Origin of the sequence: Streptomyces griseochromogenes (genome assembly GCF_001542625.1) — a bacterium.
Lineage (GTDB): Bacteria > Actinomycetota > Actinomycetes > Streptomycetales > Streptomycetaceae > Streptomyces > Streptomyces griseochromogenes.
In genome coordinates, this window is record NZ_CP016279.1 from 8,168,959 (window position 1) to 8,192,450 (window position 23,492).

20 protein-coding genes are annotated in these 23,492 nt (G+C 69.5%); 8 read left to right on the top strand and 12 right to left on the bottom strand.

Features of this window, described 5'->3' with window-relative positions:
- The first annotated feature begins 23 nt into the window (after positions 1-23).
- A complete protein-coding gene (locus AVL59_RS35375; protein ID WP_067312881.1) occupies positions 24-794 on the top strand; it encodes a DUF72 domain-containing protein in 771 nt (256 codons plus the stop codon).
- A gap of 8 nt (positions 795-802) precedes the next feature.
- Here AVL59_RS35375 and AVL59_RS35380 read toward each other — a convergent pair whose 3' ends face one another.
- Complete coding sequence (locus tag AVL59_RS35380; RefSeq protein WP_067312882.1) at positions 803-1,171, bottom strand: GntR family transcriptional regulator; 369 nt, start codon at positions 1,169-1,171, stop codon at positions 803-805.
- A 71-nt stretch (positions 1,172-1,242) separates the two neighbouring features.
- On the opposite strand from AVL59_RS35380, the gene AVL59_RS35385 reads away from it, so the two are divergent.
- Together AVL59_RS35385 and AVL59_RS35390 are read left to right on the top strand one after the other, a co-directional pair.
- A complete protein-coding gene (locus tag AVL59_RS35385; protein WP_067312884.1) occupies positions 1,243-2,172 on the top strand; it encodes a GNAT family N-acetyltransferase in 930 nt (309 codons plus the stop codon).
- The gene (locus AVL59_RS35390; protein WP_067312886.1) at positions 2,153-2,653 is read left to right on the top strand and encodes a ribonuclease FAU-1 family protein; all 501 of its coding nucleotides are present in this window, start codon (positions 2,153-2,155) and stop codon (positions 2,651-2,653) included. Before AVL59_RS35385 ends, AVL59_RS35390 begins: the two co-directional genes overlap by 20 nt.
- Before the next feature lie 23 nt (positions 2,654-2,676).
- Here the strand turns inward: AVL59_RS35390 and AVL59_RS35395 are convergent, their stop codons facing one another.
- On the bottom strand, positions 2,677-3,297 hold the full coding sequence (locus AVL59_RS35395; RefSeq protein ID WP_067312887.1) for a class I SAM-dependent methyltransferase: 621 nt from the start codon (positions 3,295-3,297) through the stop codon (positions 2,677-2,679).
- A gap of 139 nt (positions 3,298-3,436) precedes the next feature.
- Between AVL59_RS35395 and AVL59_RS55765 the strand changes: the two genes are divergently transcribed.
- Positions 3,437-3,571, top strand: coding sequence for a hypothetical protein (locus AVL59_RS55765; protein WP_099053175.1), 135 nt, complete (start codon positions 3,437-3,439; stop codon positions 3,569-3,571).
- A gap of 15 nt (positions 3,572-3,586) precedes the next feature.
- Here AVL59_RS55765 and AVL59_RS35400 read toward each other — a convergent pair whose 3' ends face one another.
- Complete coding sequence (locus tag AVL59_RS35400; RefSeq protein ID WP_067312889.1) at positions 3,587-4,036, bottom strand: GNAT family N-acetyltransferase; 450 nt, start codon at positions 4,034-4,036, stop codon at positions 3,587-3,589.
- 258 nt (positions 4,037-4,294) lie between these two features.
- The gene (locus AVL59_RS35405; protein ID WP_159400178.1) at positions 4,295-5,560 is read right to left on the bottom strand and encodes a glycoside hydrolase family 3 N-terminal domain-containing protein; all 1,266 of its coding nucleotides are present in this window, start codon (positions 5,558-5,560) and stop codon (positions 4,295-4,297) included.
- A gap of 998 nt (positions 5,561-6,558) precedes the next feature.
- Between AVL59_RS35405 and AVL59_RS35410 the strand changes: the two genes are divergently transcribed.
- Genes AVL59_RS35410 through AVL59_RS56755 form a run of 3 tightly spaced genes read left to right on the top strand, consistent with a single transcriptional unit; the run spans position 6,559 to position 8,845 of the window.
- A complete protein-coding gene (locus AVL59_RS35410; RefSeq protein ID WP_237281770.1) occupies positions 6,559-6,936 on the top strand; it encodes a hypothetical protein in 378 nt (125 codons plus the stop codon).
- Complete coding sequence (locus tag AVL59_RS53750; protein ID WP_067312894.1) at positions 6,933-8,606, top strand: tetratricopeptide repeat protein; 1,674 nt, start codon at positions 6,933-6,935, stop codon at positions 8,604-8,606. The genes AVL59_RS35410 and AVL59_RS53750 overlap by 4 nt, the downstream gene beginning before the upstream one ends.
- Complete coding sequence (locus AVL59_RS56755; RefSeq protein ID WP_372450395.1) at positions 8,546-8,845, top strand: tetratricopeptide repeat protein; 300 nt, start codon at positions 8,546-8,548, stop codon at positions 8,843-8,845. The genes AVL59_RS53750 and AVL59_RS56755 overlap by 61 nt, the downstream gene beginning before the upstream one ends.
- A 310-nt stretch (positions 8,846-9,155) precedes the next feature.
- Here AVL59_RS56755 and AVL59_RS35420 read toward each other — a convergent pair whose 3' ends face one another.
- The 3 genes from AVL59_RS35420 to AVL59_RS35425 all read right to left on the bottom strand — a co-directional run bounded on the left by AVL59_RS35420 (position 9,156) and on the right by AVL59_RS35425 (position 12,743).
- Positions 9,156-9,749, bottom strand: coding sequence for a hypothetical protein (locus AVL59_RS35420; RefSeq protein WP_159400179.1), 594 nt, complete (start codon positions 9,747-9,749; stop codon positions 9,156-9,158).
- A 332-nt stretch (positions 9,750-10,081) separates the two neighbouring features.
- Entirely contained in the window at positions 10,082-10,840 is a 759-nt protein-coding gene (locus tag AVL59_RS52785; protein WP_159400180.1) for a hypothetical protein, read from the bottom strand.
- Between the two features lie 394 nt (positions 10,841-11,234).
- The gene (locus tag AVL59_RS35425; protein ID WP_067312897.1) at positions 11,235-12,743 is read right to left on the bottom strand and encodes an FAD-binding oxidoreductase; all 1,509 of its coding nucleotides are present in this window, start codon (positions 12,741-12,743) and stop codon (positions 11,235-11,237) included.
- Between the two features lie 1,030 nt (positions 12,744-13,773).
- Here AVL59_RS35425 and AVL59_RS35430 point away from each other — a divergent pair.
- A complete protein-coding gene (locus tag AVL59_RS35430; RefSeq protein ID WP_067312899.1) occupies positions 13,774-14,760 on the top strand; it encodes a lytic polysaccharide monooxygenase auxiliary activity family 9 protein in 987 nt (328 codons plus the stop codon).
- 56 nt (positions 14,761-14,816) lie between these two features.
- Here AVL59_RS35430 and AVL59_RS35435 read toward each other — a convergent pair whose 3' ends face one another.
- From AVL59_RS35435 to AVL59_RS35455, 5 genes are all read right to left on the bottom strand, one after another.
- Entirely contained in the window at positions 14,817-15,677 is an 861-nt protein-coding gene (locus AVL59_RS35435; RefSeq protein ID WP_067312901.1) for an esterase/lipase family protein, read from the bottom strand.
- Between the two features lie 380 nt (positions 15,678-16,057).
- Positions 16,058-17,068 carry a DNA polymerase Y family protein gene (locus AVL59_RS35440; RefSeq protein ID WP_067312903.1) on the bottom strand — a complete coding sequence of 337 codons (1,011 nt, stop codon included), beginning with the start codon at positions 17,066-17,068 and terminating at the stop codon, positions 16,058-16,060.
- Entirely contained in the window at positions 17,065-20,523 is a 3,459-nt protein-coding gene (locus tag AVL59_RS35445; protein ID WP_067312904.1) for a DNA polymerase III subunit alpha, read from the bottom strand. The genes AVL59_RS35440 and AVL59_RS35445 overlap by 4 nt, the downstream gene beginning before the upstream one ends.
- Before the next feature lie 206 nt (positions 20,524-20,729).
- Entirely contained in the window at positions 20,730-21,812 is a 1,083-nt protein-coding gene (locus tag AVL59_RS35450) for a S1 family peptidase (RefSeq protein WP_067312906.1), read from the bottom strand.
- A 357-nt stretch (positions 21,813-22,169) separates the two neighbouring features.
- A complete protein-coding gene (locus AVL59_RS35455) occupies positions 22,170-23,069 on the bottom strand; it encodes a S1 family peptidase (protein ID WP_067312907.1) in 900 nt (299 codons plus the stop codon).
- Between the last annotated feature and the right edge of the window lie 423 nt (positions 23,070-23,492).

A 23,492-nucleotide genomic window follows, 5' to 3' on the forward strand; every position in this document is an offset into this window, starting at 1 on the left:
GCTCCGGGTGTTTTGATGGATGTATGACCCTGTTCGTCGGCACGTCGGGGTGGCAGTACAAGGACTGGCGGGACATCGTGTACCCGGCGGGGGTTCCGACGCGGCTGTGGCTGGAGGAGTACACGCGGCTCTTCTCCACGGTGGAGATCAACAACGCGTTCTACCGTCTCCCCTCCCGGGAGAACTTCGAGGCCTGGCGGGACCGGGTGCCCGCGGACTTCACCGTCGCGGTCAAGGCCAGCCGCTACCTGACCCACATCAAGCGTCTGAAGGATCCCGCGGAACCGGTCGACCGCCTGATGAGCCACGCGGCGGGCCTGGGCGACCGCCTGGGCCCGGTCCTCCTGCAGCTCCCGCCGACCCTGCGCGCGGACCCGCCCCTGCTGGACGTCTGCCTGGCCTGCTTCCCGCCCCGTACGAGGGTCGCGGTCGAGCCGCGCCACGACTCCTGGTGGACACATGAGGTGCGCGGGGTGCTGGAGTCCCGGGGCGCCGCCCTGTGCTGGGCGGACGTCCAGGCCCACCCGGTGACCCCGCTGTGGCGCACCGCCGACTGGGGCTACGTCCGCTTCCACGAGGGCCGGGCCCGGCCCTGGCCGCGCTATGGCCACCGCTGTCTGGAGACCTGGGTGGACCGCGTCGCGACGACCTGGTCCGACACGCACGACGTGTACGCGTACTTCAACAACGACCCGGGCGGGGCCGCGGTGGAGGACGCGGTGACGTTCGGGAAGGCGGCGAGGCGGGCGGGGCTGAGGGTGACCCGGACACCGGAGCCCGCGGAACTCCGGTAACCGCCCCCCTACTCCCCATATGCCGCCCGCAGGGCATCCCGCACGGCGGCCGACGCCTCCTCCTCCGCCAGCCCCAGCCGGCGCACCCGCTCCGCGTACTCCTGCGCGGCCGCCGCGGCCTGACGCTCCGCCGCCGAGCCGGCGGCGGCCACGAACGTTCCGTTGCGCCCCCGCGTCTCGATCACCCCGTCGCTCTCCAGTGCCCGGTACGCCTTGGCCACCGTGTTCACCGCGAGCCCGAGCGACTCGGCCAGCCCCCGCACGGTGGGCAGCCGGTACCCCACCGGCAGCACGCCGGAGAGCGCCTGCTCGGAAATCTGTGCCCGCACCTGCTCGTACGGCGGCGCGCTGTCATCGATATGGATCTTCAGGCTCACACGGCCGATTGTCCCGTACCCGGCGGAAAATGAGAGGCACCTCGGTACCTCTCCCCGTACGGTGCCTGCCTATGACCGTGATCGTGCGCGAGCTGCGTCCCGACGTCCCGGCCGACACCGAGGCCTTCGCCCGGGTCCGCCATCTCACCCTTCCGTACATCCTGTTCACCGCCGACTCGGCCCGCCACGTGCTCACGCACAGCCATCCCGACGCCCACTTCCGCTCCCTCGTCGCGGTGGAGGACGGCGAGGTGATCGGCACGGCCCAGGTCGCCCTGGTGCACGACAGCCCGGAGCCGGGCCAGGGGTACGTCAACGTGTACGTGCACCCGGACCGGACCCGGCGCGGCGCCGGCCGGCTCCTCGTGCGAGCCGCCGAGGAGCATCTCACCGCCCTCGGCGCGACCAAGCTGTTCAGCTGGGTCCTGGACGAGCCGGGCAACCGCGCCTTCGCCGAGCGGTACGGCTACCGGAGCGGCCGTCCGGCCCACTTCCTCCGCCTCGACCTGGCGGGCGGCACCCTCCCGCCGCTTCCGGAGGTCCCGCGGGGCGTCGAACTGCGCACGGCGGCCGACTTCGCGGACGACCCGCGCCCGCTGTTCGAGCTGGACGCGGCGACGGTGCTGGACGAACCCGGCGACATCGCCATCGAGTTCACGGACTACGACGCCTGGCTCGAGCAGAACTGGAAGCATCCGCTGCTGGACCACGAGCTGACCACGGCCGCGGTGGTGGACGGCCGTCCGGTCGCGTTCACCGTGGCCTACACGGACGGCGCCGGCCGCTACTCCACCGCGATGACCGGCACCGTCCGCGCCCACCGCGGCCGCGGCCTGGCCAAGCTCGCCAAGACCCACTCCCTGTACCGGGCCCGTGCGGCCGGCATCACCGAGGCCTTCACCGGCAATGACGCGGGCAACGAGCCGATGATCGCGATCAACAAATGGCTCGGGTACGAGATCTGCGCGACGGAGGTGCACCATGTCCGCGTACTCGGCTGAGCCCGCGGCCCGGGTCGAGGTCGTCCTGGTCAAGGGCGGCCGTACGAAGATCCGTTACCCGGCCGAGCTGCTGTCCGACGACGGCGTCCATGTCTGCGTCCGCGCCCCGTGGGCGGGTGAGGGCGTCCGCGACTTCGGCTTCGTGCGTTTCGAACCGGGCGACGTGTTCACCGAGCACTACTGGCGCGACCGCTGGTACGCGGTGAAGGAGGTCCGCGCCGGGGACGGCACCGTCAAGGGCTGGTACTGCGACATCACGCGCCCTGCCGTGCGGTCCGGCACGCAGCTGGTCGTCGAGGACCTCGACCTGGATCTGTGGCGCTCCGCCGACGGCACGGACGTACGGCGGCTGGACGAGGACGAGTTCGCCGAGAGCGGGCTGGCGCGCACGGACCCCGAGGCCGCGTCCGCGGCCTCGGCCGCCCTGGACGAGCTGGAGGCGCTGGCGCGCGAACGCGGCTTCGAGGACCTGTCGGCCTGACGTCGTCGTCCGACGCCTTCGCCTCACACCGTGGCCAGCACCGCGTACCGCTCGTCGTCCACGGTCTTCCCCCACAGCAGCGGGTCGTCGGACAGTCGCTCCACGCGCGTGTGCCGGGCGACCGGGGCCAGCAGGGCGGTGAGCCGGTCCGCGGGTATGCCGACCGGGCTCAGGGTCCCCCAGACGCCCTCGACCAGCAGGAGCAGGCCCTCGGGCCGCAGCAGGGTCCGCCAGTGCCCGAGGACCCGCGCGGGGTCGGGCAGCGTCCACAGCACATGCCGGACGAGGACGACGTCGTAGCGCCGCTCCCCCACCGGCGGGGCCGCGGCGTCCCCGTGCAGGACCACCGCGTCGTGTCCGGCGAGTTTGGCCCGGGCCCGCTCGACCATGGCCGGTGACCGGTCGACTCCGGTGACCCGGTGTCCCTGCTCGGCCGCGAGGAGCGACAGGCTGCCGGTGCCGCAGCCGAGGTCGAGGACGTCGGCGGGGTGCCCGGGCAGCCAGGAGCGGAGCCTGGCCGCCCAGGCGGCCCGCACCTCGGGGGCGCGCAGGCCGTGGTCCGGCTCGTCGTCGAAGGCGGCGGCCTCGGCGTCCCAGTCCACCTCGGTACCCACCGCGACCGTGTGCTCACGTTCGTTCGTCATGCCCCCACAGTGACACCTGCCACTGACAGTCCCGACGTGACAGCCGCCACTGACAGACCGGAACCGATGAGGAACTCTCGCCGAAAGGGTCCGCCTCCGTGCCGAACACGGAACCGGGTGGGCACTGAAGGAGGCAGCCATGCGCCGCATGACCGTGCACAAGCCCCTGAAGAGGACCGACAGCCGCCGTATCCGTGAGGAGGCGGAGGAGCGCCCCGCCGAACGCCCGGAGGTGCGCAAGGACATCGCGCGCACCTGGTGGCCGGACGGCTGACGCCGCCGGCATCCGTCAGGCCGGCCGTTTCCGGTAGTGGATGCGGTCGTACGGCCCGTCGACACGCCGCTCCACCACCTCGTAACCGAACCTCGGATAGATCTGCTGGTTCTCCCACATCATCGCGTTCGTGTAGAGCCTGACCTCGGGCAGTGCGAGCGCACGCGCGCGTGCGTCCACGAACTCCAGCAGGCGCCGCCCCGCCCCCTTGCCGTGCGCGTCGGGGCGGACGGCGACGCTGTCGAGGAACAGGTGGTCGTCGTGAGCCTCGATGACGACGAGCCCGATCACCGGCTCCCCGAGGACGAACACCTTGCCCGCGGCGACGTTCGCCGCGTGGTCCGCCTCCATGGGCTGCGGCACCACCCCGATGCGCTCGATGTAGTGCTGGTAGGCGGCGTCGGTGACGGCTTTCACGGCGGGTACGTCGCCCTCCACGGCGAGCCGTATCTCGTTGTCGGTCATGCGCGAACGTTAGCCGCCGGATGCCGGTCCGGGTTCGGCAGTATCCAGAACTGCCAGGCGACCCCGGCGCAGTTGCGGACGTTGATCCCGGCAGGCACTTGCCGTTCGGATGCGTGGTGATCATGAAGGGGTCCGCCGCTTTCACGGCGGTGACGTTGCCGGGGGCCGGCGCGGCGGCGTGAGCCGACGGCTCCGCGGCGAGCAGCGGATTCACCGCAGAATCGATTACGTCACGGGCTCCTTCGGGGGTGTTCGCACTCAGGAGCAGAGATTCACGTGTCGGACGGCCAGGACGTGCCCCGCCGCGTCGATGAGGCGGCTGCGGGCGAGGTGTCCGCCGGCCACCGCATTGGTGATCGCCGTGGCGATCGAGGAGGTCTGGGAGCCGACGTTGCCCCCCAGGTCGAACATGACCATGTCGGCGCCGGAGCGCAGGGCCTGGACGGCGGCGGTGTCAAGGCTGAAGCCGGCCGCGGAGATCGCCTTGGCGCTGAGGGAGTCGGTGACCACCAGCCCCTTGAAGCCCAGTTTGCCGCGCAGCTCGGAGCTGATGACGGTGGGGGACAGGCTCGCCGGATTGGTGCCCAGGCCCGGCACGACGTTGTTGGAGACCATGATGGCCGGGGCGCCGGCCTTGATGGCCGCGGTGAACGGGGGGATGGCCACCTTTTGCAGGGTGGACCAGGGCAGGGTGCGGGCGGGGCCGAAGTCGGAGTTGTAGCTGGAGCCGCCGAGGCCCGGGAAGTGCTTGACAACGGCTGTCACACCTCCGGCGCGCAACCCGTTCATGTACGCGACACCGGCCTTGGAGACCACCGAGGTGCTGCCGCTGAAGGACCGCCAACCGTCGGGATTGGTCTTGCTGGGGGGCACGTTCCTGCCGTCGACGTCGACCACCGGAGCGAGGTCCATGTTCACCTGGGCGGCCGCCATCCTGGTCGCAACCTTGGTGACGTTCTGCTGGATCTGTGCCGGGGTCCAGTGCGTGCCCATGTAGGCGGCCCAGGGCAGGGAACCGACGAGGTTCGCCATGCGCTGGATGCCACCGCCCTCCTCGTCGGTCATCACCAACAGGCCCAGATGGCCCGGTACATGCGTCTTCAGTGTGGTCAGCCTGGAGCCGAGGTCCGACGGCGCCTTGCCACCGAACAGCAGCACGCCGCCCGCACCGGCGCTCACCTCGGAGGTGACGTCGGACACCGAGGTCTCCGACACCGGGACGGCGACGGTCAGCATGGCCAGCCGGCGGTTCGACCACCCGGCCAGCTTCGTGCTGTTGGTGCACGCGGTGGCGGTGGCGGCGGTGGAGAGGTCCGGGGCGAGGGACGGACGGGGCGAGGAAGGCGCGGCGGACGGGGCGGGGCCGCTGGAGTGCGGGGCCGCCTCGGGGGCGCTCGTGCCACAGCCCGCCAGGAGCATCGCCGCCACGGCGGCGGTGCCCAGAATTCGCGCGTTCCCGGCCCGGCCGGGGAGCGGCGGCGGTGCTGTCGTTGTTCTGCGGTCACGGTACGACGGGAGATTCATCGTCCGGCCTCCTTCGGGACTGAGGGCCGCATGAGCATGAGGTGGCCTCTATGGCGCGTAGATGCGCACCAGCCGGCATTTGTTCGCCGGTCCACAGTCGGACTGCCAGGATCTCGCGTCTCGGGGTCGAACGAAAGTCCGGCGGACGCGAGTGCGGCCCGCTCAGGAATTCGACTTCGATCACGCCTCACCTTGGTCGCACCGAGACGGCACCGGGCGGCGGTCGACAGGGGCTCCGCGACACACCTCCGACGCAGTGACCGTCCCCTGCCCTGCCCGCCCCCGCTCCGCCGCAGGTCAGTGGGGGCAGGAGCCGCCGGGAGCCGATCCGGGAACCAACCGAGGCGTCCGACCGCGGACGACCACGAACCGCCACGGACGGTAGCGCCGCTCGGACGCAGGTGGGCCAGGGGGGGGTCCACGTCTCTTCCTGAGCCCTCGGTTAGCCCCGCCTTAAGCCGACCGTGAGGACGCAAAGGGCTCCTGGAGGCAGCGTTCTCGCAGGTCAGAGGCAGGGCTGCTGGGACTCGTCCAGGCGTGGGGAGCCAAACAGGGAGCCACGGTCAGGAATCTGTTCCAACTTTCGCTTCATGGATCAAGGCGGCTCGCTCTGCTCACCGCGCGCGGCACGGCCCCCGTCCGGGCCTGCGCTCCTGGCTCCGCCCCGCTCCAGCCCGGCCGGCGCCCGTGCCGCGCGCACAGCAATCAGCCACCTGCCGTCAGAGAAGGGGTCCGTCGTGGCTGGGGCAGTCGGCTCCACGGCTTTACGGGGCCATGATCGCTCGCGCCAAAGCAGCGCCACCCCAAAGCCGTTCCACCGACCGCGTGCTCTCGTGCCCCCTCCAGATTTCCCGGCACACCCAACGCACTGGGGTGTGAAGGCCTACCCTGGGGCGCACGAACGTCCCGGGATGTCCTGGTAACAGGCGTGCGCGTGACGGGGGTTGGACATGGTCAGTGCGGAGATCGGGCAGTGAGTGGAGCAGGCTAGCCCTGCCGTGACGGCCGCAGTGAGTGCCTACGGGGCGGCGGTGCTGACCCGGGCGCAGGACGCCGCCGCCGACGCCACGGTCGGTATCGGGCAGCGGATCCTCCAGGCGGTGTGGCGACGCCGGGACGAGGCGGGCCGGACCGAGCTAGAACGAGTGGTGGACGAGGCCACCGACGAACAGGACGACGCGTACACCACGGCCGTAGTGAGCAGGCTACTCAAACGCGCGTTGCAGGACGACCCTGAGCTGAGGGAGGAACTGGCCGCGATGCTGCCCGTCCCTGCCGCAGGCACGGTCACCATCACTGCGTCCGGCGAGCGGTCAATCGCCGCACAGCACATCGGCACCGCGATCACTGGTGACGGTCACACCTCACAGCCATGAGCGCAGACGATGCCGTTTCCAGGCGGATCAAGGCCGCCGGGCACCGATCGATCGCGGCCGGACAGATCGGCAACGCCTACACGGGGGACGTGCTGCCTGCCGAGGCGTTGCATGCACCGGAGAAGGTCACGGCGGCCCCAGGCACCTCAAACCTGCCCCCGGCCGCCCTCTGTCTGGGGCGTGAGGAAGAGCTGGCCTGGCTGCGCCACATCTTGACCGACCAGCGTGAGGGTGCGATCACCCAGAGTGGGACAGCGCACGGCTTGGGTGGGATCGGCAAAAGCACCCTCGCACTGCACTACGCCCACCGCTACCGCGGCGAATACACCCTGATTTGGTGGATCAACGCTACCTCTCCGGACTCCATCGAGCAGTCCCTGACAGGAATCACCCGCCGGCTGGTCCCTGTCTGGGCGGCGACGTCAGCCCGCGAGGCACAGGTAGCGTGGGCTATGCAGTGGCTGAGCTGGCATAGGGGCTGGCTGCTGGTCTACGACAACGCTGAGGATCCCGCCGATCTGGAGCGCTACACCGGATCCCTCAACAGTGGGCACCACTTGGTTACTAGCCGCCGCAGCCGAGGGTGGCCGGACGGCGCTGCCACTCTGCTGCTCGGAACCCTGGACCCCGACGACGCCGTTAACGTGCTGTGCACCCTTGCTTTCAGGGACGCCACCCCCACTCTGCGTCAGAGAACTGATGCGCGCGCTCTAGCCGCTGATCTGGGATATCTGCCGCTTGCCCTAAAGCAGGCCGGCTCCTACCTCAACCGAAACCGCGGCATCACCCTCGACGCCTACCGCCGCAGTCTGGGCACCAAGCTGCACAAAGCCGACGATGGCATCTCCGCTGAGCGGACTATCGCCCGAATCTGGCACCTGACGCTGCACATATTGGCTTCGCGTGACCCTTTGGCCGTGGATGTGCTCTACACCGCCGCGTGGCTCGCTCCCGACAACGTCCCTCATGCCCTGCTCGCCCCGCATGGCACCGACCCGGACGACCTTGCCGAGGCCATCGGCACGTTGGCCTCATACAGCATGGCCACCGACACTGGCACCACCCTGAGCATCCATCGCCTCGTCCAAACCGTTCTGCGCACCCCCCAAGACCTCAGTGATCACCGGCCCCATGAAGGGCGCGAGCGAGCTGAACAAGCCCTCGTCCGTCACCTGGCACCACCTCCCGGCCAGGAGACGACCACCGAAGGCCAATGGGATGCTCTTATTCCCCATCTGATCGCTCTCGCCGCCAATACCCCGCCTGGACACCACAGCGACCCTCTCATCGACGCATACGAGTGCGCTGCCTACCGCCTCCACCAGCAAGGCCACACCACCCCCACTATCCCGCTGTGGGAGGTAACTCTGTCCCATCGTGAACGGCTGCTGGGCGACACCCACCCCGACACCCTGACCAGCCGCCACCACCTCGCCTATGTCTACGGGGCGGCAGGGAATCTGCGGCGGGCCATCCCCCTGTACGAGGCCACCCTCGCCCAGCGCGAACAGGTGCTGGGCGACACCCACCCCGACACCCTGACCAGCCGCCACCACCTCGCCACCACCTACAGAGGTCAGCAGGCCGTCTGGACCAGGCGATCCCCCTGCTGGAGACCACCCTGGCTCAGCGCGAACAGGTGCTGGGCGACAGACACCCCGACACCCTGACCAGCCGCAACAACCTCGCCACCGCTTATGAGTCGGCGGGAAACCCAGAGCGGGCGGTCCCCCTACTCGAGACCAACCTCGCCCTCTGCGAGCAGGTCTTGGGCGACACGCATCCCCATGCCCTGGCCAGCCGCAACAACCTCGCTCATGCACGCCGTGCCGCGGAGGCCGTACAGCAGAGGAGTACAGAAACCTCAACGACCGAAGCTGACCCTCAGCAGCCGTCCAGGACCGATTGACCAGCCGATCAGGCCCAGATGACCATCCGGCCGAGAGTTCAGGACGATGAGGTCGTGCCAGACGCGTGCCAGATCGTACGGGGACTCACGGGGAACATCGGAGAATCAACGGACTCGCCACCAGGCATCGAACCCTTTCCGTCGCAGGTCAGCCCACAGCGAGCCTTAGATCACCTTAGCTTCCCAAGCTGAGGTGATAGCGCTGGTGGACATCGTTCACGGGCGCACTCTGGCCAGTGGTCAGGCAGGCGCGGGCCGAGCTCGGGGAGATGGTTCGCCCTGGTCCACAGTGCACATGAAAACAAACCGGTCAGCGAGCAGTCCGCCGCAAGGCAACGCGCCAGGGTCCGCCCGGCCGCGGAGGCGTCCGCAAAACAAGTTTCGAAGCCTCCGTGAACTGCCTCCGCGCCTGATGCGCCAGAGTCATCAACGCAGGCCACGAGTGCCAGTCGCGCTCGAATGGCTCATCCGGGTTTGTCTGATGGTTGAGATACCCGGACGCAGCATCAAAGGCGTTGTCCATCGCAATGACCGCCGCGTCCACCGATGCTGGGCCCAGGATGGCAGCACGATCCAGCGGCTTCGACAAGCCCCGCCGGGCGTCTACGAGGTCTTCCTCTACGGTTATCGCCATCTCATAAGGTTCACCGCCCTGACTATCCAGCCACTCCTCTCGCTCCGGCCAAAGGTCCACTGTGCGTTCGAGTTTGCTGACGGCGGTGTCCCAAGCGTCGAGAAGAGCGACGTAGGCCTCTTGCCGCTGACCGCGCAGCCATTGCTCGTGCTCGACTGCAGCTTGGTCCGTGGTCTGGCGACGGTTGCCATGGACGCCGGTGTAGGCGACGACGACGGTGCCGGCCACACCGAGGGCTGCGGTGAGAATGACGGGCCACTGATCGCTCATGGCGGTCGTCCTGCCGTAGAGGGGCATACACGAAGATGGTCACTCATGCCTTCGTTGGTGCACGGGAAACAGCGCTCCGCAACGCCCTTGTCGAGGTCGCAGGCCGTGGCCGACGGCACGGAGCCCCTTTGACAGCGGCAAGCGGCTTCCGTACCGCTGCTGTACAGCAGCCGAGTACAGCAACCACCGCAACCGCAGGCAACCGTCAACGAATCCCGACGGCCGACTGACCTTGGCCTCAGACTTCAATGACTGACCAACCAATAGTTCGGGACGAAGTGGTCGTGCCCAGATCGTGCAGGAGAGCGGGCGCCAGACCGAGTGTCGGATCCTCAACTGTCGGTCAAGTCTTCATTAGATCCCGCTGACCTCAGGAGTCGCAAGCAATCTCGCCCAAAATTGGTGAGAATCCACATTTCCCGAAATCCGTCGTCCGCAACGAGGCGATTGATTCCGTCATCCACAGCCAGGCCCTCAGAAGTGAGGCGGGCAATTGAAGCATCGAGCACATCGGCGTAACCGGGGATCTCGGCCAAGATCTCTGGGCGGCGCCACCCAGGCCAGCGTACGTTCTTGTCAGGGCCAAGTTCATGGGGTGGCATAAGGGGAGGCTGACGCTCTAGCAACTCCATCAACTTAACTTCCGGCTCATCGATTCGGGCTAGTCCTCGAATCCGCAGTCTCTCTTCGTCGACTTTCGCCTCATCACGCACGCCACGGCCAAGGCAGCGTCCTAGAGCCTGCACTTTGATATCCAGGGGCGTATCCATGGCTGCTTGGACACTCTCTGCCATGAGAGCAAGGAGACGAGGGCTGGACTCAATAGATGAGACGAACCTGTTGAGGTCCATGCCCGCTTCATCGCCACCCACGGATAGCACTCGACTCGCTCGGGCTCGTCGGTACTGCAGGTACTTTTCGATCAGGCGCTGTCCAGCGGCGTCGACTACTTCCTTCGCCGCCAGAGCCGCAGCACCCGCCTCCAGGCCGAGCGTTGCACCGGTGACGCCAGCCCCCACGCTCGTGGTTGCTCTGAGGACCACCTCTGCCGCGTTGCCGACGCTCTCCTCGGGTATGCGATCATCCGTCACGGCGAGCAGGTTACTGTAACGGCCGCCACCTCAAGATGGCTTCAATAGAGCTCGCGCTTCAGCGGGCACAAAGTGCGCGCCCCTACCTGACATCCAGCCCTGACATCAACGACAACAGACAACAGCAACTACGAGCGGCCACGGACGACCTTGGCTCCCAGGCGCCAGAGCCTCATGAGGCCACGTGGACCGAACTCCTAAAGCGGGTGTCGCAGGTTCGAATCCTGCCGGGGGCACAGAGAGAAGGGTCGGCTCAGGAGGAGTTTCCTCCCAGGCCGGCCCTTCGGCCTCTCAGGGGTCGTGCCACAGGCGTGCCACTACGGGCCCGCAGGGTGACACACGAGCGGCCCCCGACCGAGAACCGAGGTCGGGGCCGTTCTCAGGCCGTGCTCGGTCAGCGGGACGCGGGCGGAATGCTCTGGTCGTACTGGAAGACGTTGCGGGGGTCGTAATCTGCCTTGATCGTGCGCAGTCGGCCGAAGTTGGATCCCCAGTAGGCGGTCTCCCAGTCCTGCATGCCGATGTTCGGCACGTTGGCGTAGGCGCCGTCCACGTAGGGGCGCAGCGCCTGGCTGAATTCGGCGATCCAGGCCTGGGCCTTCGGGGTGAGCGGGTCACAGACGCCCGGCTGGTCACTGCGCTTGCCCCAGCCGGCGCCGGGCTCGGCGTAGAAGAGCGCATCGCGGTGCGGGAACGCCGTGCCGCCGCGGGGGGTCCTCCTGACCGCACCCCCGAACGCCTGAACGAAGTAGTTGCTGTCGTCCGTGGGTGCGTCCTTCATGAACGAGGCGATCACGTCGATCGCCTTGGTCGGGAACGGCTTCTTGGTGAATTGCGAGTAGAACTTCCAGTGCGCGGGTTCGGCCGCGATCGAGGTCTGGAAGCCCGCATACACGTGGCCCCAGTTTCCTACCTGCACCGTCACCTTGGGGCTGTCGATCGACAGGATCGGGGCCAGCAGCTTTTTCGCCTCCGCGGGTATTCCTTCCGCGAGGACCGCGAACAGCAGGATCTGGTTCGGGTGAATTTCGAGTTGGGTGCCAAGGCGGTTGTCGATGTACGGCGCCGTGCGCTGGTAAGCCTCGAAGATCCTGCGCAGGTCGCCGACTCCGTCCCACGTGACCTGCATATAGGTGACGCTCTTGAGCGGGGCCAGTTTGTAGGTCAGTGAGGTGACGATTCCGAAGTTGCCGTTACCCGCTCCGCGCAGCGCCCATAGCAGGTCCGCGTTGTGGTTCAGATCGGCCTTGATCACCTTGGCACACTCGTCGCCTTCCGCGACGACGACCTCGGCGCCGATCAGGCTGTCGCAGGCCATGCCGAGCCAGCGGGTGAGGAAGCCGAAGCCGCCGCCGAGCGTCGCGCCGACCAGGCCCACGCTGCCTTCGGTACCGGTCGTCACCGCGAAGTTCTGCTTCGCGAGCGTCGTCACCGCTTCCAGCTGGTTGAGCCCGGACCCCACCGTCGCGACGCGAGCGGCGCTATCGATGTGGACCGACTTCAGCCCGCTGATGTCGATCACGAGGCCGCTGTCGACGTTCGACCAGCCCTCAAGGCTGTGACGGCCGCTCCGGATCCGCAGCGCGACGTCGTTCTGCCGCGCCCACGTCAGGGCGTTGACCACGTCCTGGGTGTTCCTAGCGAAGACGATGACCAGCGGATAGTGGGAGAAGAGCTGGTCCCAGCCGAGGCGCGCGTCCGTGTACCCGGGGTCGTTGGGGCGGACGATGCGGCCGGTCAGCTTCGCCGGCGGGCACTGTTCCCCGTACCCCTCGCTGACGGTGGCCTCGGTCACGGCACTCGCACCGGGGGCTTCGGCCGCCGCAACGACCGGCACGACGACCGCGCCGGCGCCTGCGACCGCCGTCGTCTTGAGCAGTCTGCGACGGGAAAAGTCGTTCACGGTCCGCGTCCTCTCACTCACCAATGGTTACCAATATGCCCCTTATGGACTATTTACGCGAAGTGGACGTAAGCAAGGACGCTCACGGTAAACCGTCTCGACACGCTCGCAACCTCAGACGAGGCGCCTGACGCCGCAGCTCCGCACCTCCCGCGTCGGCCGCGCCCGGACGAAACCCGTCCGCGCACCAGCGAACCGGGGCAGCGCCTTGAGGCGCGCGGAGGTCTGACGGACGACCCGGAGACCTTTCAGGTCCCGCCCCTTAGACCACGGACCATGACGGTTCTCTGGCCGGCCTCGGTGCAGGGCAGCCTGGCGAGGGCCACTGACATCCATCGCTGACACCAACGGGCCCGGACATCGGCGGATCTCGACGGCCGAGTGCAGAGGCACCACAGAGCCACGCCACGGCACCATGGGGGCCGTGATCGAACTCCTAGAGCGGTGATCCGTCCGTAGGTGATGCCGCCCGAAACCCACTGAAGCATTCCGTGCAGCCGCAGCGCAGTCGTGCGGCCACAGCCCTGTCCCGAGTGTCCGGGCTGTAACATCCGCGGCACAGCCAGCCTCACAACCCATCAAAGCACGGACCGCGTTGTTCCCTGCTCGCCCAGCAGAGGCCGACCCATGCGTGAGTGGCGCGTGAGATTAGTGGGCGGAACCACGCCCCACCGTGTTTCAGCAGCTCCGGGGCGCCCTGGAAGCGCGATCTTGCTTGGCCTCCGGAGCCATGTGCACAGGTTGGTGAGGCGAGACGCATAGGAGCCGCCGGGAGCCGATCCGGGAACCAACCGAGGCGTCCGACCGCGGACGACCACGAACCGCCACGGACGGTAGCGCTGCTCGGACGCAGGTGGGCCAGGGGGTTTCCACGTCTCTTCCTGAGCCCTCGGTTAGCCCCGCCTTAAATCGACCATAAGGATCTCCGTCACCCACTCCCAGCAGGCAATTCCACGATTTCTTGGGGCTAGCTTCTGATCGCCCCCACGGGATTCAGACCAGCCCCGAGGACCGTTTCGAGGAGTTCCCCATGTCCGTACGCCGCACGGCCGCCGTCGTCGTCCTCGGCGCGACGCCGCTCGCCCTGACCGCGCTCGCCGCCGCTCCCGCCGCCGCGCACGGCTCGATGGGCGACCCGGTCAGCAGGGTGTCGCAGTGCTACGCGGAGGGACCGGAGAGCCCCGAGTCGGCCGCGTGCAAGGCCGCGGTCGCGGCCGGCGGGACGCAGGCGTTCTACGACTGGAACGGCGTCCGGATCGGCGACGCCGCCGGACAGCACCAGAAGCTGATCCCGGACGGCAAGCTGTGCAGCGCGAACAACGAGGAGTTCAAGGGGCTCGACCTGGCCCGCGCGGACTGGCCCGCGACGAGCGTGAAGAGCGGCTCGTACACCTTCAAGTACCGCGTGACCGCTGCGCACAAGGGCACCTTCAAGGTCTACGTCACCAAGTCCGGCTACGCCCCGACGAAGCCGCTGGCCTGGGCGGACCTGGATCTGGAGCACCCGGTGGCGACGGCCACCGACCCGGTCGCCTCGGGCGGCTTCTACACGTTCTCCGGCACGCTGCCCGAGCGGTCCGGCAGGCAGCTGCTGTATGCGGTCTGGCAGCGTTCGGACAGCCCGGAGGCGTTCTACTCCTGCTCGGACGTCGCGTTCGGCGCCGGCGGCGGCACGGGAGGCGGCAGCGGCACGGGGGACGGAGCCACGGCCGCCCCGACGGCCTCCGCGCCCTCCGACAAGCAGATCGAGGACGGTGCCGACAAGTCGACCATCGAGCACCACGGCCACGGCGACGACGACGCGAGCACGTCCGCCGAACCGACGGCGACGGCGGCGGCCGGCACCCCGGCCAACGGGCCGAAGGCCGCCGGCACCTCCGGGAACCTCGCCGAGACCGGCGGTGACAGCAGCACGTCGTACCTCGCGGTCGGCGGTGCGGCGGCGCTCGCGCTCGGTTCGGCGGCGCTGTTCATGTCGGTGCGCCGACGGGCGGCGGGCGGCCGGCACGGGCGCTGAACCAGGGGTTCCGGGGCCTGTCCGGCGGCTCAGGTCGGACAGGCCCCGGCGGCACGTCAGCTGAAGGCCGACGCGCAGGTGGTGGTGGTCGCGTGGGCCGGGTCGAGCGCGTTGGCCACCTCGTGGAAGGCGATGCGGTCGAACAGGCCGATCGCCACGTGCTCGGACAGGTCGAGCGGGCACAGGTCCTGGAGCAGGACATTGTGCACGTCCGAGCCGCTCAGGTACTGGTCGCGCCAGGGTGTGGCCACCTCGTCGTACTTGGTGGCGATGACGGTGTAGTGCACTCCGGGGACGGTGTCGCCGCCCGCGTTGAGCTTGGTGAGGAAGGCGGAGCGGGCGATCTGGTCGGCGAGGCCGGGGGTGGTGGCCTTGATCAGGTCCTCGGCGCCGGGGAAGTACGGCAGCAGGTGGGTGAGGCCGTCCAGGTCGGTGCCGTGGTTGTCGGGGGCGAGGCCCACGAGGGCGTTCACCTTGGCGGATCCGCCGAGGAACTTCAGGTAGTAGCGGGGCATCATGCCGCCCTGGGAGTGGCCGACCAGGTCGGCCCTGTCGGTCCCGGTCGCGGAGAGCACCTTGTCGACGAAGGCGGACAGTTGCTCTGCCGACTTGTCGATGGGGCCGAGGCCGTAGAAGAGGGGGACGCCGGGCAGCTGGCCGTAGTCGAGGGAGTAGACGCAGTATCCGCGGTCCTTCAGATACGGGGCGAGGGACAGCCAGTTGTCGACGGAGTTGCCCAGGGTCCCGTGGACCAGGACGACCGGGCGGGGATGGGTGACGGAGGGCTTGCAGGACCAGTCGTTCCAGCCCCTGCTGGGGGCGTCGGAGGCATGGGCGGTCGCTGCGGGAACGGCGGCTACGGCGGCGGTCAGAAGCAGCGCGGCGAGGGGTCTGAACACTCGCTTCCAGGGCAGCATCGTGTGATCTCCTTGCGGCTCAAGGGAGGTGCGACGGCCTAACCCTGTGATCCGGATCACGAGGATGCTGTTCACTCGTCAAGTTACGGGCGAGTAGTGCAGATGTGAAGTTACGCGCCAGTAAAAACTTCCAGTGATAACCAGAGGTGCATGCGGCAACGAGGGATCGTCACCGGACGGGCCCGATGGGGCCATAGGGCGCGATCCGCGTCAAACGGTCGCGCACCGCGCGCACTTCACCCTCGCCCGCCTCAGGTCCGTGAATCCGCGGGCCACGACCCCGTCATGGATGCGTTGCGTGAGGTCGCCCGCGACGGCGAGCAGGCCGACGGCACGCGCATCGCTCCGCCGTGGGCCAACCGACACACTCCGCACTGGCGTTACGCCGCCAGCGTCCCCGGCATCACCGCGCGCGGCCCGAACTTCGCCCGCGCGCGGTCGGCGACCTCCTCGATCCGGCGGACCTTGTCGTCCACGGGATCGAAGGTGAGCTGGTAGGAGGCCTGGTCGGCAGGGGCCAGGCCCTCGGCGCGCAGGACGAGCGCACGGACCCGGGCGCGCTGGAGGCCGAGCGCCTCGTACAGACCGTAGGCCGCCCTGGTGAGGGCCGCCGAGTGCGCGGTCGGCTCCTTGAGGGTGCGGCTGCGGGTGGTCGAGACGGGGGTCCCCCCGCTCGAGCGAAGCCGAGAGGGGGGGAGGCCGGCGTAGCGCACGGTCAGGGTCAGAGTGCGGCAGACCTTCTCCACCGCGCGCAGCCGGGCGCCGATCTCCTCGGCGGCCGACAGCAGAGCGCGGCGATGCCGGTCCGGGTCCAACTCGTCCAGGTCGAAGGGCCGTTCGGCGACGAGAGACCGGGATACGGCGTTCGGGACGACCCGGCCGCGGTCGATGCCGCTCGCCCGCTCGCGCAGCTCGCGGCCCGCCTTCGCGCCGATCAGCCGCTGGAGCGTGGACAGCGGCGCCGCGGCGACCAGGCCCAGCGTGTCGAGGCCGTACTCGCACAGGGTGCGGGCGGTCGCCGCACCCACGCCGGGCAGTGCGGCGACGGGCCGGCCGGCGAGGAAGTCCGCGACGGCGTCCGGCTCCTCGGGCACGGCACAGGTCACCCCGGGACGGGCGTCGCGCAGCGCCACGCGGGCCAGCATCGGGCCCGGCCCGGCGCCGATCGCGCAGTCGACGCCGTACAGCGCGAGGGCGCGGACCCGGATCACCGAGGCCAGTTCCACGGCGTCACGCCCGAAGTAGCGCTCGGCGCCGCGGAGATCGGCCAGCGCCCCGTCCGGGGGCAGCGCCTCCACGACCGGGGTGAACTCCTCAAGGAGGCCGAGCAGCCCGGGCAGGGCCGCCTCGCGCATCGGCGGCAGCTGGAAACGTATACAGAGAATGGTCATCCCGCGCTCCCCGGACTCTGGTGCCACAACTTCCGTACCGTCGAAGGCCCTTGCGAGGCCTCCTGGCCCGCGGGCCGCAGATCGGCCCACGGGTGCATCTCGTATCCGGTCGGCAGCTGGATCCGGCGGCCGCCCGTCGGGTCCGCCCCGTCCGGCCGTCCCTGGACGGGCTCGGCCAGCCGGGCGGCCACCTCGTCCAGGCCGCCCTCGGCACGCAGTTCGACCAGCTCCGCGAGGTTCCAGGCGGCGGAGCCCACCACGCTCAGGCTGCGCGGACCCCGCCGCTGCACCACTCCGCGCACCAGCAGCAGCCAGGAGTGGAAGACGGTGTGCGCGCAGGCGTCGTGGGAGTCGTCGAAGAAGGCGAGGTCGACCAGGCCCGTGCCGTCGTCCAGCGTGCTGAAGATGACCCGCTTGCCGGAGCGGATCGGCGGGGTCTGGGTGGCCGCCTTGGCGCCCGCGACCAGCACGGTCTCCCCGTGCCTGGCCTCGCGCAGCCGGCGCGCCGACACCACGCCCAGCTCCTTCAGGAACACCTGGTGGTCGTCCATCAGATTGCGCGAGGCGTCCATGGACAGCACGCCCAGCTCGGCGCTGAGCCGCTCCGCCGAGGTGAGGTCGGGCAGCCCGGCCGACGCCGTCTCGCGCCCGCCGGCCAGAGGGAGCTGGCCGCCGCCCGCACCCCGGGCACCCCGGTGCAGCTCGGTCAGATGCAGTTGCAGATCACGGCGGTTGGCCCCGAAGGCGTCCAGCGCGCCCACCTGAGCGAGCCGCTGGGCCAGCGGACGGCTCGGCCGTGCCCGCTCCCAGAAGTCGAGCAGCGAGGCATACGGCTGCCCCTCGGCGATCCGCGCCGCCTCGGCCTCACTGATGCCGTGCACGTCGGAGAGGGCCAGCCTGAGCCCCCAGACCTCAGGTGATTCAGACACCAGTTCGATCCCGTGTGCGACCCCGGACGCGTTCACGTCCAACGGCAGGATCGGCACCCCGCGCCGCCGCGCGTCCGCCAGCAGCAGCCGCTTCGGATACATCCCGGGGTCGTGCGTGAGCAGCCCGGCGTAGAAGGCGGCCGGGTGATGGGCCTTCAGCCATGCCGACTGATAGGTCGGCACGGCGAAGGCGACGGCGTGCGCCTTGCAGAAGCCGTACGACCCGAAGGCCTCGACGATCTCCCAGGTCCGCCGAATCGTTTCCGCGTCATATCCGTCGGCCGCCGCGTGCTGGGCGAACCACACCTTGATCCGCCCCTGCGACTCCGGATCGGACAGCCCGCGCCGCACCCGGTCCGCCTCACCGCGCCCGCACCCGGTCATGATGGCGACGATGTCGATGACCTGCTCGTGAAAGACGACGACCCCGTACGTCTCCTCCAGCGGCCGCTGAAGGTCCGGGTGCGGATAGCGCACCGGCGCCCGCCCGTGCCGCGCCTCGATGAAGGGCCGCACCATGTCGGCGGCGACGGGCCCCGGCCGGAACAGCGAGATGTCCACGACCAGGTCATGAAAAGTGGCGGGCTGCAGCCGCCCCACCAGATCCCGCTGACCGGGCGACTCGATCTGGAAACAGCCGAGCGTCTCGGCGGACCGGATGAGCCGGTACGTCACCGGATCACCCGGCGGCAGCGCGTCCAGGTCGACCCGCTCCCCCGTCGCCCGCTCCACCTCCGCCACCGCATGCGCCATGGCCGACTGCATCCGCACGCCCAGCACGTCCAGCTTGAGCAGCCCGAGGTCCTCCACGTCCTCCTTGTCGAACTGCGACATCGGCAGCCCCTCGCCGCTGGTCGGCACCACCGGCGTACGGGCGAGCAGGGAGGCGTCGGAGAGCAGCACCCCGCACGGATGCATGGCGACTCCGCGCGGCAGGGCGTCGAGGGCCTCGACCAGCTCCCACAGCCTGCCGTACCGCTCACCTTCCCGCCGCAGCTCCCCTGCCAGTTCCTTCAGCTCGGGCAGTTCCTCCAGCGCGGCACGGGCATCGCGAGCCCGGATGTGCGGAAAGGACTTGGCGATACGGTCGATGTCGGCGGGATCCATGGACAGCGCGGCCCCGACATCGCGGACGGCATGCCGCACCCGATAGGTCTCCGGCATGGAGACGGTCGCCACCCGCTCCTCCCCGAACCGCCCGATGATCGCCCGGTACACCTCCAGCCGCCGCGCGGACTCCACATCGATGTCGATGTCGGGCAGCACGACCCGCTCCTTCGACAGGAAGCGCTCCATCAGCAGCCCGTGCTCGACCGGATCGGCGTGCGCGATGCCGAGGAGATGGTTGACGAGGGAGCCCGCACCGGAGCCGCGCGCGGCCACCCGGATCCCCATCTCCCGTACGTCATCGACCACTTGGGCGACCGTCAGAAAGTAGGAGGCGAAGCCGTGATGGGCGATGATGTCCAGCTCGTCGTGCATCCGCTCCCAGTAGGCACGCCGGTCGGCGTAGCCGTGCAGCACCATGCCCGCCGCCGCCCGCGAGGCGAGCGCCCGCTGGGCGGTGCGGCGGCCGGCGCCGACGAGGTGCGCCTCGGGAAAGTGGACGGTGCCGATGCCGAGATCGTCCTCGGGGTCGACCAGACACTCGTCAGCGGTGGCCCGAGTCTGCTCCAGCAGCCGATGAGCGGTGTCCCGCCGGTAGCCGGCCGCCTCCACGACCCGCTCGGCGACCCGCAGCATGGCCCGCGCGTCCTTCAGCCAGGCCTCACCGGAGTCCAGCTCCTTGCGGGGGTCGATCGGAACCAGCCGGCGAGCGGCATCCAGCACATCGGCGACCTGCCCCTGGCCGGGGTCGGCATAGCGGACGGCGTTGCTGAGCACCGGCCGGATCCGCTGCTCGGCGGCGAAGCCGACGGTACGGGCGGCCAGCCGCAGGGAGCCGGGCCCCGTACCTTCCCGGCCGTGCCAGACGACCTCCAGACGGAGCGCGTCGCCGTAGATCTCGCGCCAGGGGACGAGCAGCCTGGCGGCCCGGTCCGGACGTCCCGCGGCGAGGGCACGCCCCACGTCGGAACCGGGGCCGAGCAGCACGGTCAGGCCGTCACCGCGGTTGCCGGACCAGGGCAGCGAAGGCACACCCTCGCCCTGGTGCGCCACCGTGACGATCCCGCACAGGTCGGCCCAGCCGCGGGCGCCGTCCCGGGCGAGGAAGGTCGCCCGGGAGGCCGGCTCGTCGACGAAGACACCACCGCGCACCGGGGCGCGCCGTCGCTCACGCCGGGGTGCCACCCCTTCCGACAGCGACGGACCGGCCACCGCCAGATCGACACCGAACAGCGGACGGACCCCCGCCTTGGCGCACGCCTTGGCGAAGCGGACCGCGCCGGCGAGGGTGTCACGGTCGGTGAGGGCGAGGGCGTCCATGCCCCGCTCCGAGGCACGCTCGGCGAGCCGCTCCGGGTGCGAGGCGCCATAGCGCAGGGAGAACCCGGAGACGGTGTGCAGATGCGCGAAGCCCGGCACACGCACCTCCCGTACTCGTGAGTCCCGAACGACTCTCGAACATCAGTTCCCACCTCCACCATACCCCTATTCCGAACAAGTGTGCGACATCCATTCGAGCGCCTCCCACCTGCGCAAACGCCCGCGACCTGGTACCGGTGCAACAGCGAAGCCCCGCCCCTCACACCCGGGGCGGGACTTCACGGAACAGGAATGCCCGCGACAGGTCAGCCGATCTGGCTGCCGGTCGCCGACAGGGCCTCGGTGACCGGCTGGAAGAACGTCTCCCCGCCGGAGGTGCAGTCGCCGCTGCCGCCCGAGGTCAGGCCGATCGCGTTGTCGCCCGAGAAGAGCGAGCCGCCGCTGTCACCGGGCTCGGCGCAGACGTCGGTCTGGATCAGACCGCTGACCGTGCCCTCGGAGTAGTTGACGGTGGCGTTCAGGCCGGTGACCGTCCCGTCGTGCACCTGGGTGGTCGAGCCGCTGCGGGTGACCTTCATGCCGACGGTGGCCTCGGCCGCGCCGGTGATCTTCTGGGTCGAGCCGTTGTAGAGGTCGACCTCGCTCGGGTGGGCGGTGTCCGCGGTGTACTTGACCAGACCGAAGTCGTTGCCCGGGAAGTCGGACTGCTCGTTCTTGCCGATGACGTTGCCCGAGGAGTCCGACCAGGTGGAGATGGCCGCGGTGCAGTGCCCGGCGGTCAGGAAGTACGGCTGCCCGCCCTTGACCACGTTGAAGCCGAGCGAGCAGCGCCCGCCGGAGCCGGAGATCGCGTCGCCGCCGGCGATGAAGGGCTTGAACTCCCCCTTCGACCGCTTCAGCTCCGCCTTCGTCCCGAGCCCGTCGACCACCTTGCCGAGCTTGGCCCACTCCGCGCCGGACACCGTCTTGTCGGCGGTGACGACGACCTTGTTGGTGACCGGGTCGGTGGCCCACGAGGTGCCGGGGATGGTCGCGTCCGCCTTCAGGGTCGCCCGCGCGCCGTCGAGTTCGGCGAGGGAGTGGGCGACGACTCTGGCCTTGGCGCCGGCCGCCTGGACGGTCTTCGCGGCACCGGCGTCGAGCACGTTGACGACGAGGCGCTTCGCCCGGGCGTCGTAGTAGCTGCCCGCCGCGTCGGACCCGAGATTCTTGACCAGCGTCGAGGCGAGCTTTCCGGCCGCGGGCGCCGACAGGGCCTGCGCTTCCGGAGCGGACTTCGAGGGTTCGCTGGCGTTCGCAGTCTGGAAGGTGACACCCGCGGCGACCAGTGCGGCGATTCCCGCACCGGCCAGCACGGCCCGCCGCCCGGGTATGCGTCTGTGCTTCAACTCACGTCCTCCTGTGGGGGGTCGGCCCGGAGGATGTGGGGACCTCGCGGACCGGAAGGCTGGTTGACGGGCGCCTACTCTTCCGAACCGCACAGGGAGCACACAAGGTCGAGTTCAGGACGCGCACACGAGGAGCTCGTACGCGCCCGTCGCATTTGATCGAGGACAGTCACCCCAGGGAATTCGCACTGCAAACACTACGCGCGAGTAACTCGTCGGCGGACAGTGACCGTCGCTCCTGGCCGGAAACCGCCTCAGGCCCGTTGACGCGGAGCCCCGGGCAAGCGCGGGCCCCCGCACGCGAATTGCGCGCGGGGGCCCCGAACCGACGGATACCCGTACTCGTACCCGTCTCCGTCAGGGAAGGGTCACACCGTAGTAGCTCAGCGCCTCGGTGACCGGCTGGAAGAAGGTCGTGCCGCCGGAGGTGCAGTCGCCGCTGCCGCCGGAGGTCAGGCCGTAGGCCACGCTGCCTCCGTAGAGCGGGCCGCCGCTGTCGCCGCCCTCGGCGCAGACCGTGGTCTGGATCAGGCCGTGGACGATGTCACCGCTGCCGTAGTTGACGGTGGCGTTCAGCGCGGTGACCCGGCCGCTGTGCGTGCCGGTCGTGGAACCGCGGCGGTAGACGGTCGTCCCCACGGACGGGGTGGCCGCGCTGCTGATGGTCTGGCCGCCCACCGCGCTCGGGTGCGCGATCGAGGAGTTGGTGTAGCGCACCAGCGCGAAGTCGTTGTCCGGGAAGCTGTAGCCGACGTTCGTGCCCAGCACGGTGCTGTGGCCGGAGTTGCTGTACCAGGTCGAGGCGACCTGACCGCAGTGACCGGCGGTCAGGAAGTAGTAGGTGCTGCCGCTGTGCACGTTGAAGCCGAGCGAGCAGCGGTAGGAGCCGCCGTAGATGGCGTCGCCGCCGCTGATCAGCTTCCTGAACTTGCCGGGGGTGTGCTTGATGGTCAGCGCACCGGCGTTGCCGCCGGCCTGCTGCTTGATCTTGGCGATCTCGGCCTTGGAGACCGTGCTGTCGACGGTGACGACGACACGGTCGGTCCTGTTGTCGACGGCCCAGGCCGTGCCGGCGACGTCGGCCTTGAGGACGGAGTCGCTCGCCGTGGCGAGCTGGCCGGCGCTGAACGTGTGGTCGTCGCTGGCGTTCGCGGTGGGGGCGGCGAACGCTGCTGCGGCCAGGAGGCCGGTGGCCACGGCGGTCAGCCGGGTCCGTCTTGCCGTGCGGCTGTGGGGAATGGTGCGCTTGATCCTCACTTTTCGTTCCCTCCCAGGGGAAGTCGGGGGCCCGCGTGGGGGTCGGGGCCCGTGAGGCGCAGCCAGGAACAGGTTCGACAATCCGAACACACATGCCCCTGACAAGCGCTGATGGGGAGTATTCGGCCGAACGGACGGTAGGCACAAGAGTGCCTTTCGGCCGTCGACCTTTGAACCACTTTTTAAATGATGCCCACTGACATCACCTCAGACCGCGCTCTCCCGCCTCGATCTCCACATTCAGCCGATTGCCGGTGGCGGGAAGGGGCGGATGAGGCGTCCGGTGCCCGTGGGTACAGAGAGCGGCAGCCGGTGTCGCCGCTCGTGGCACCGGCGAGGATGCCCGCGCTCGCGTCCGTCCGCGGTGCGGAACCCCACGGTCGGCACCACCCCGTCACCATCCGCCACCCGTATCCCGGGAAT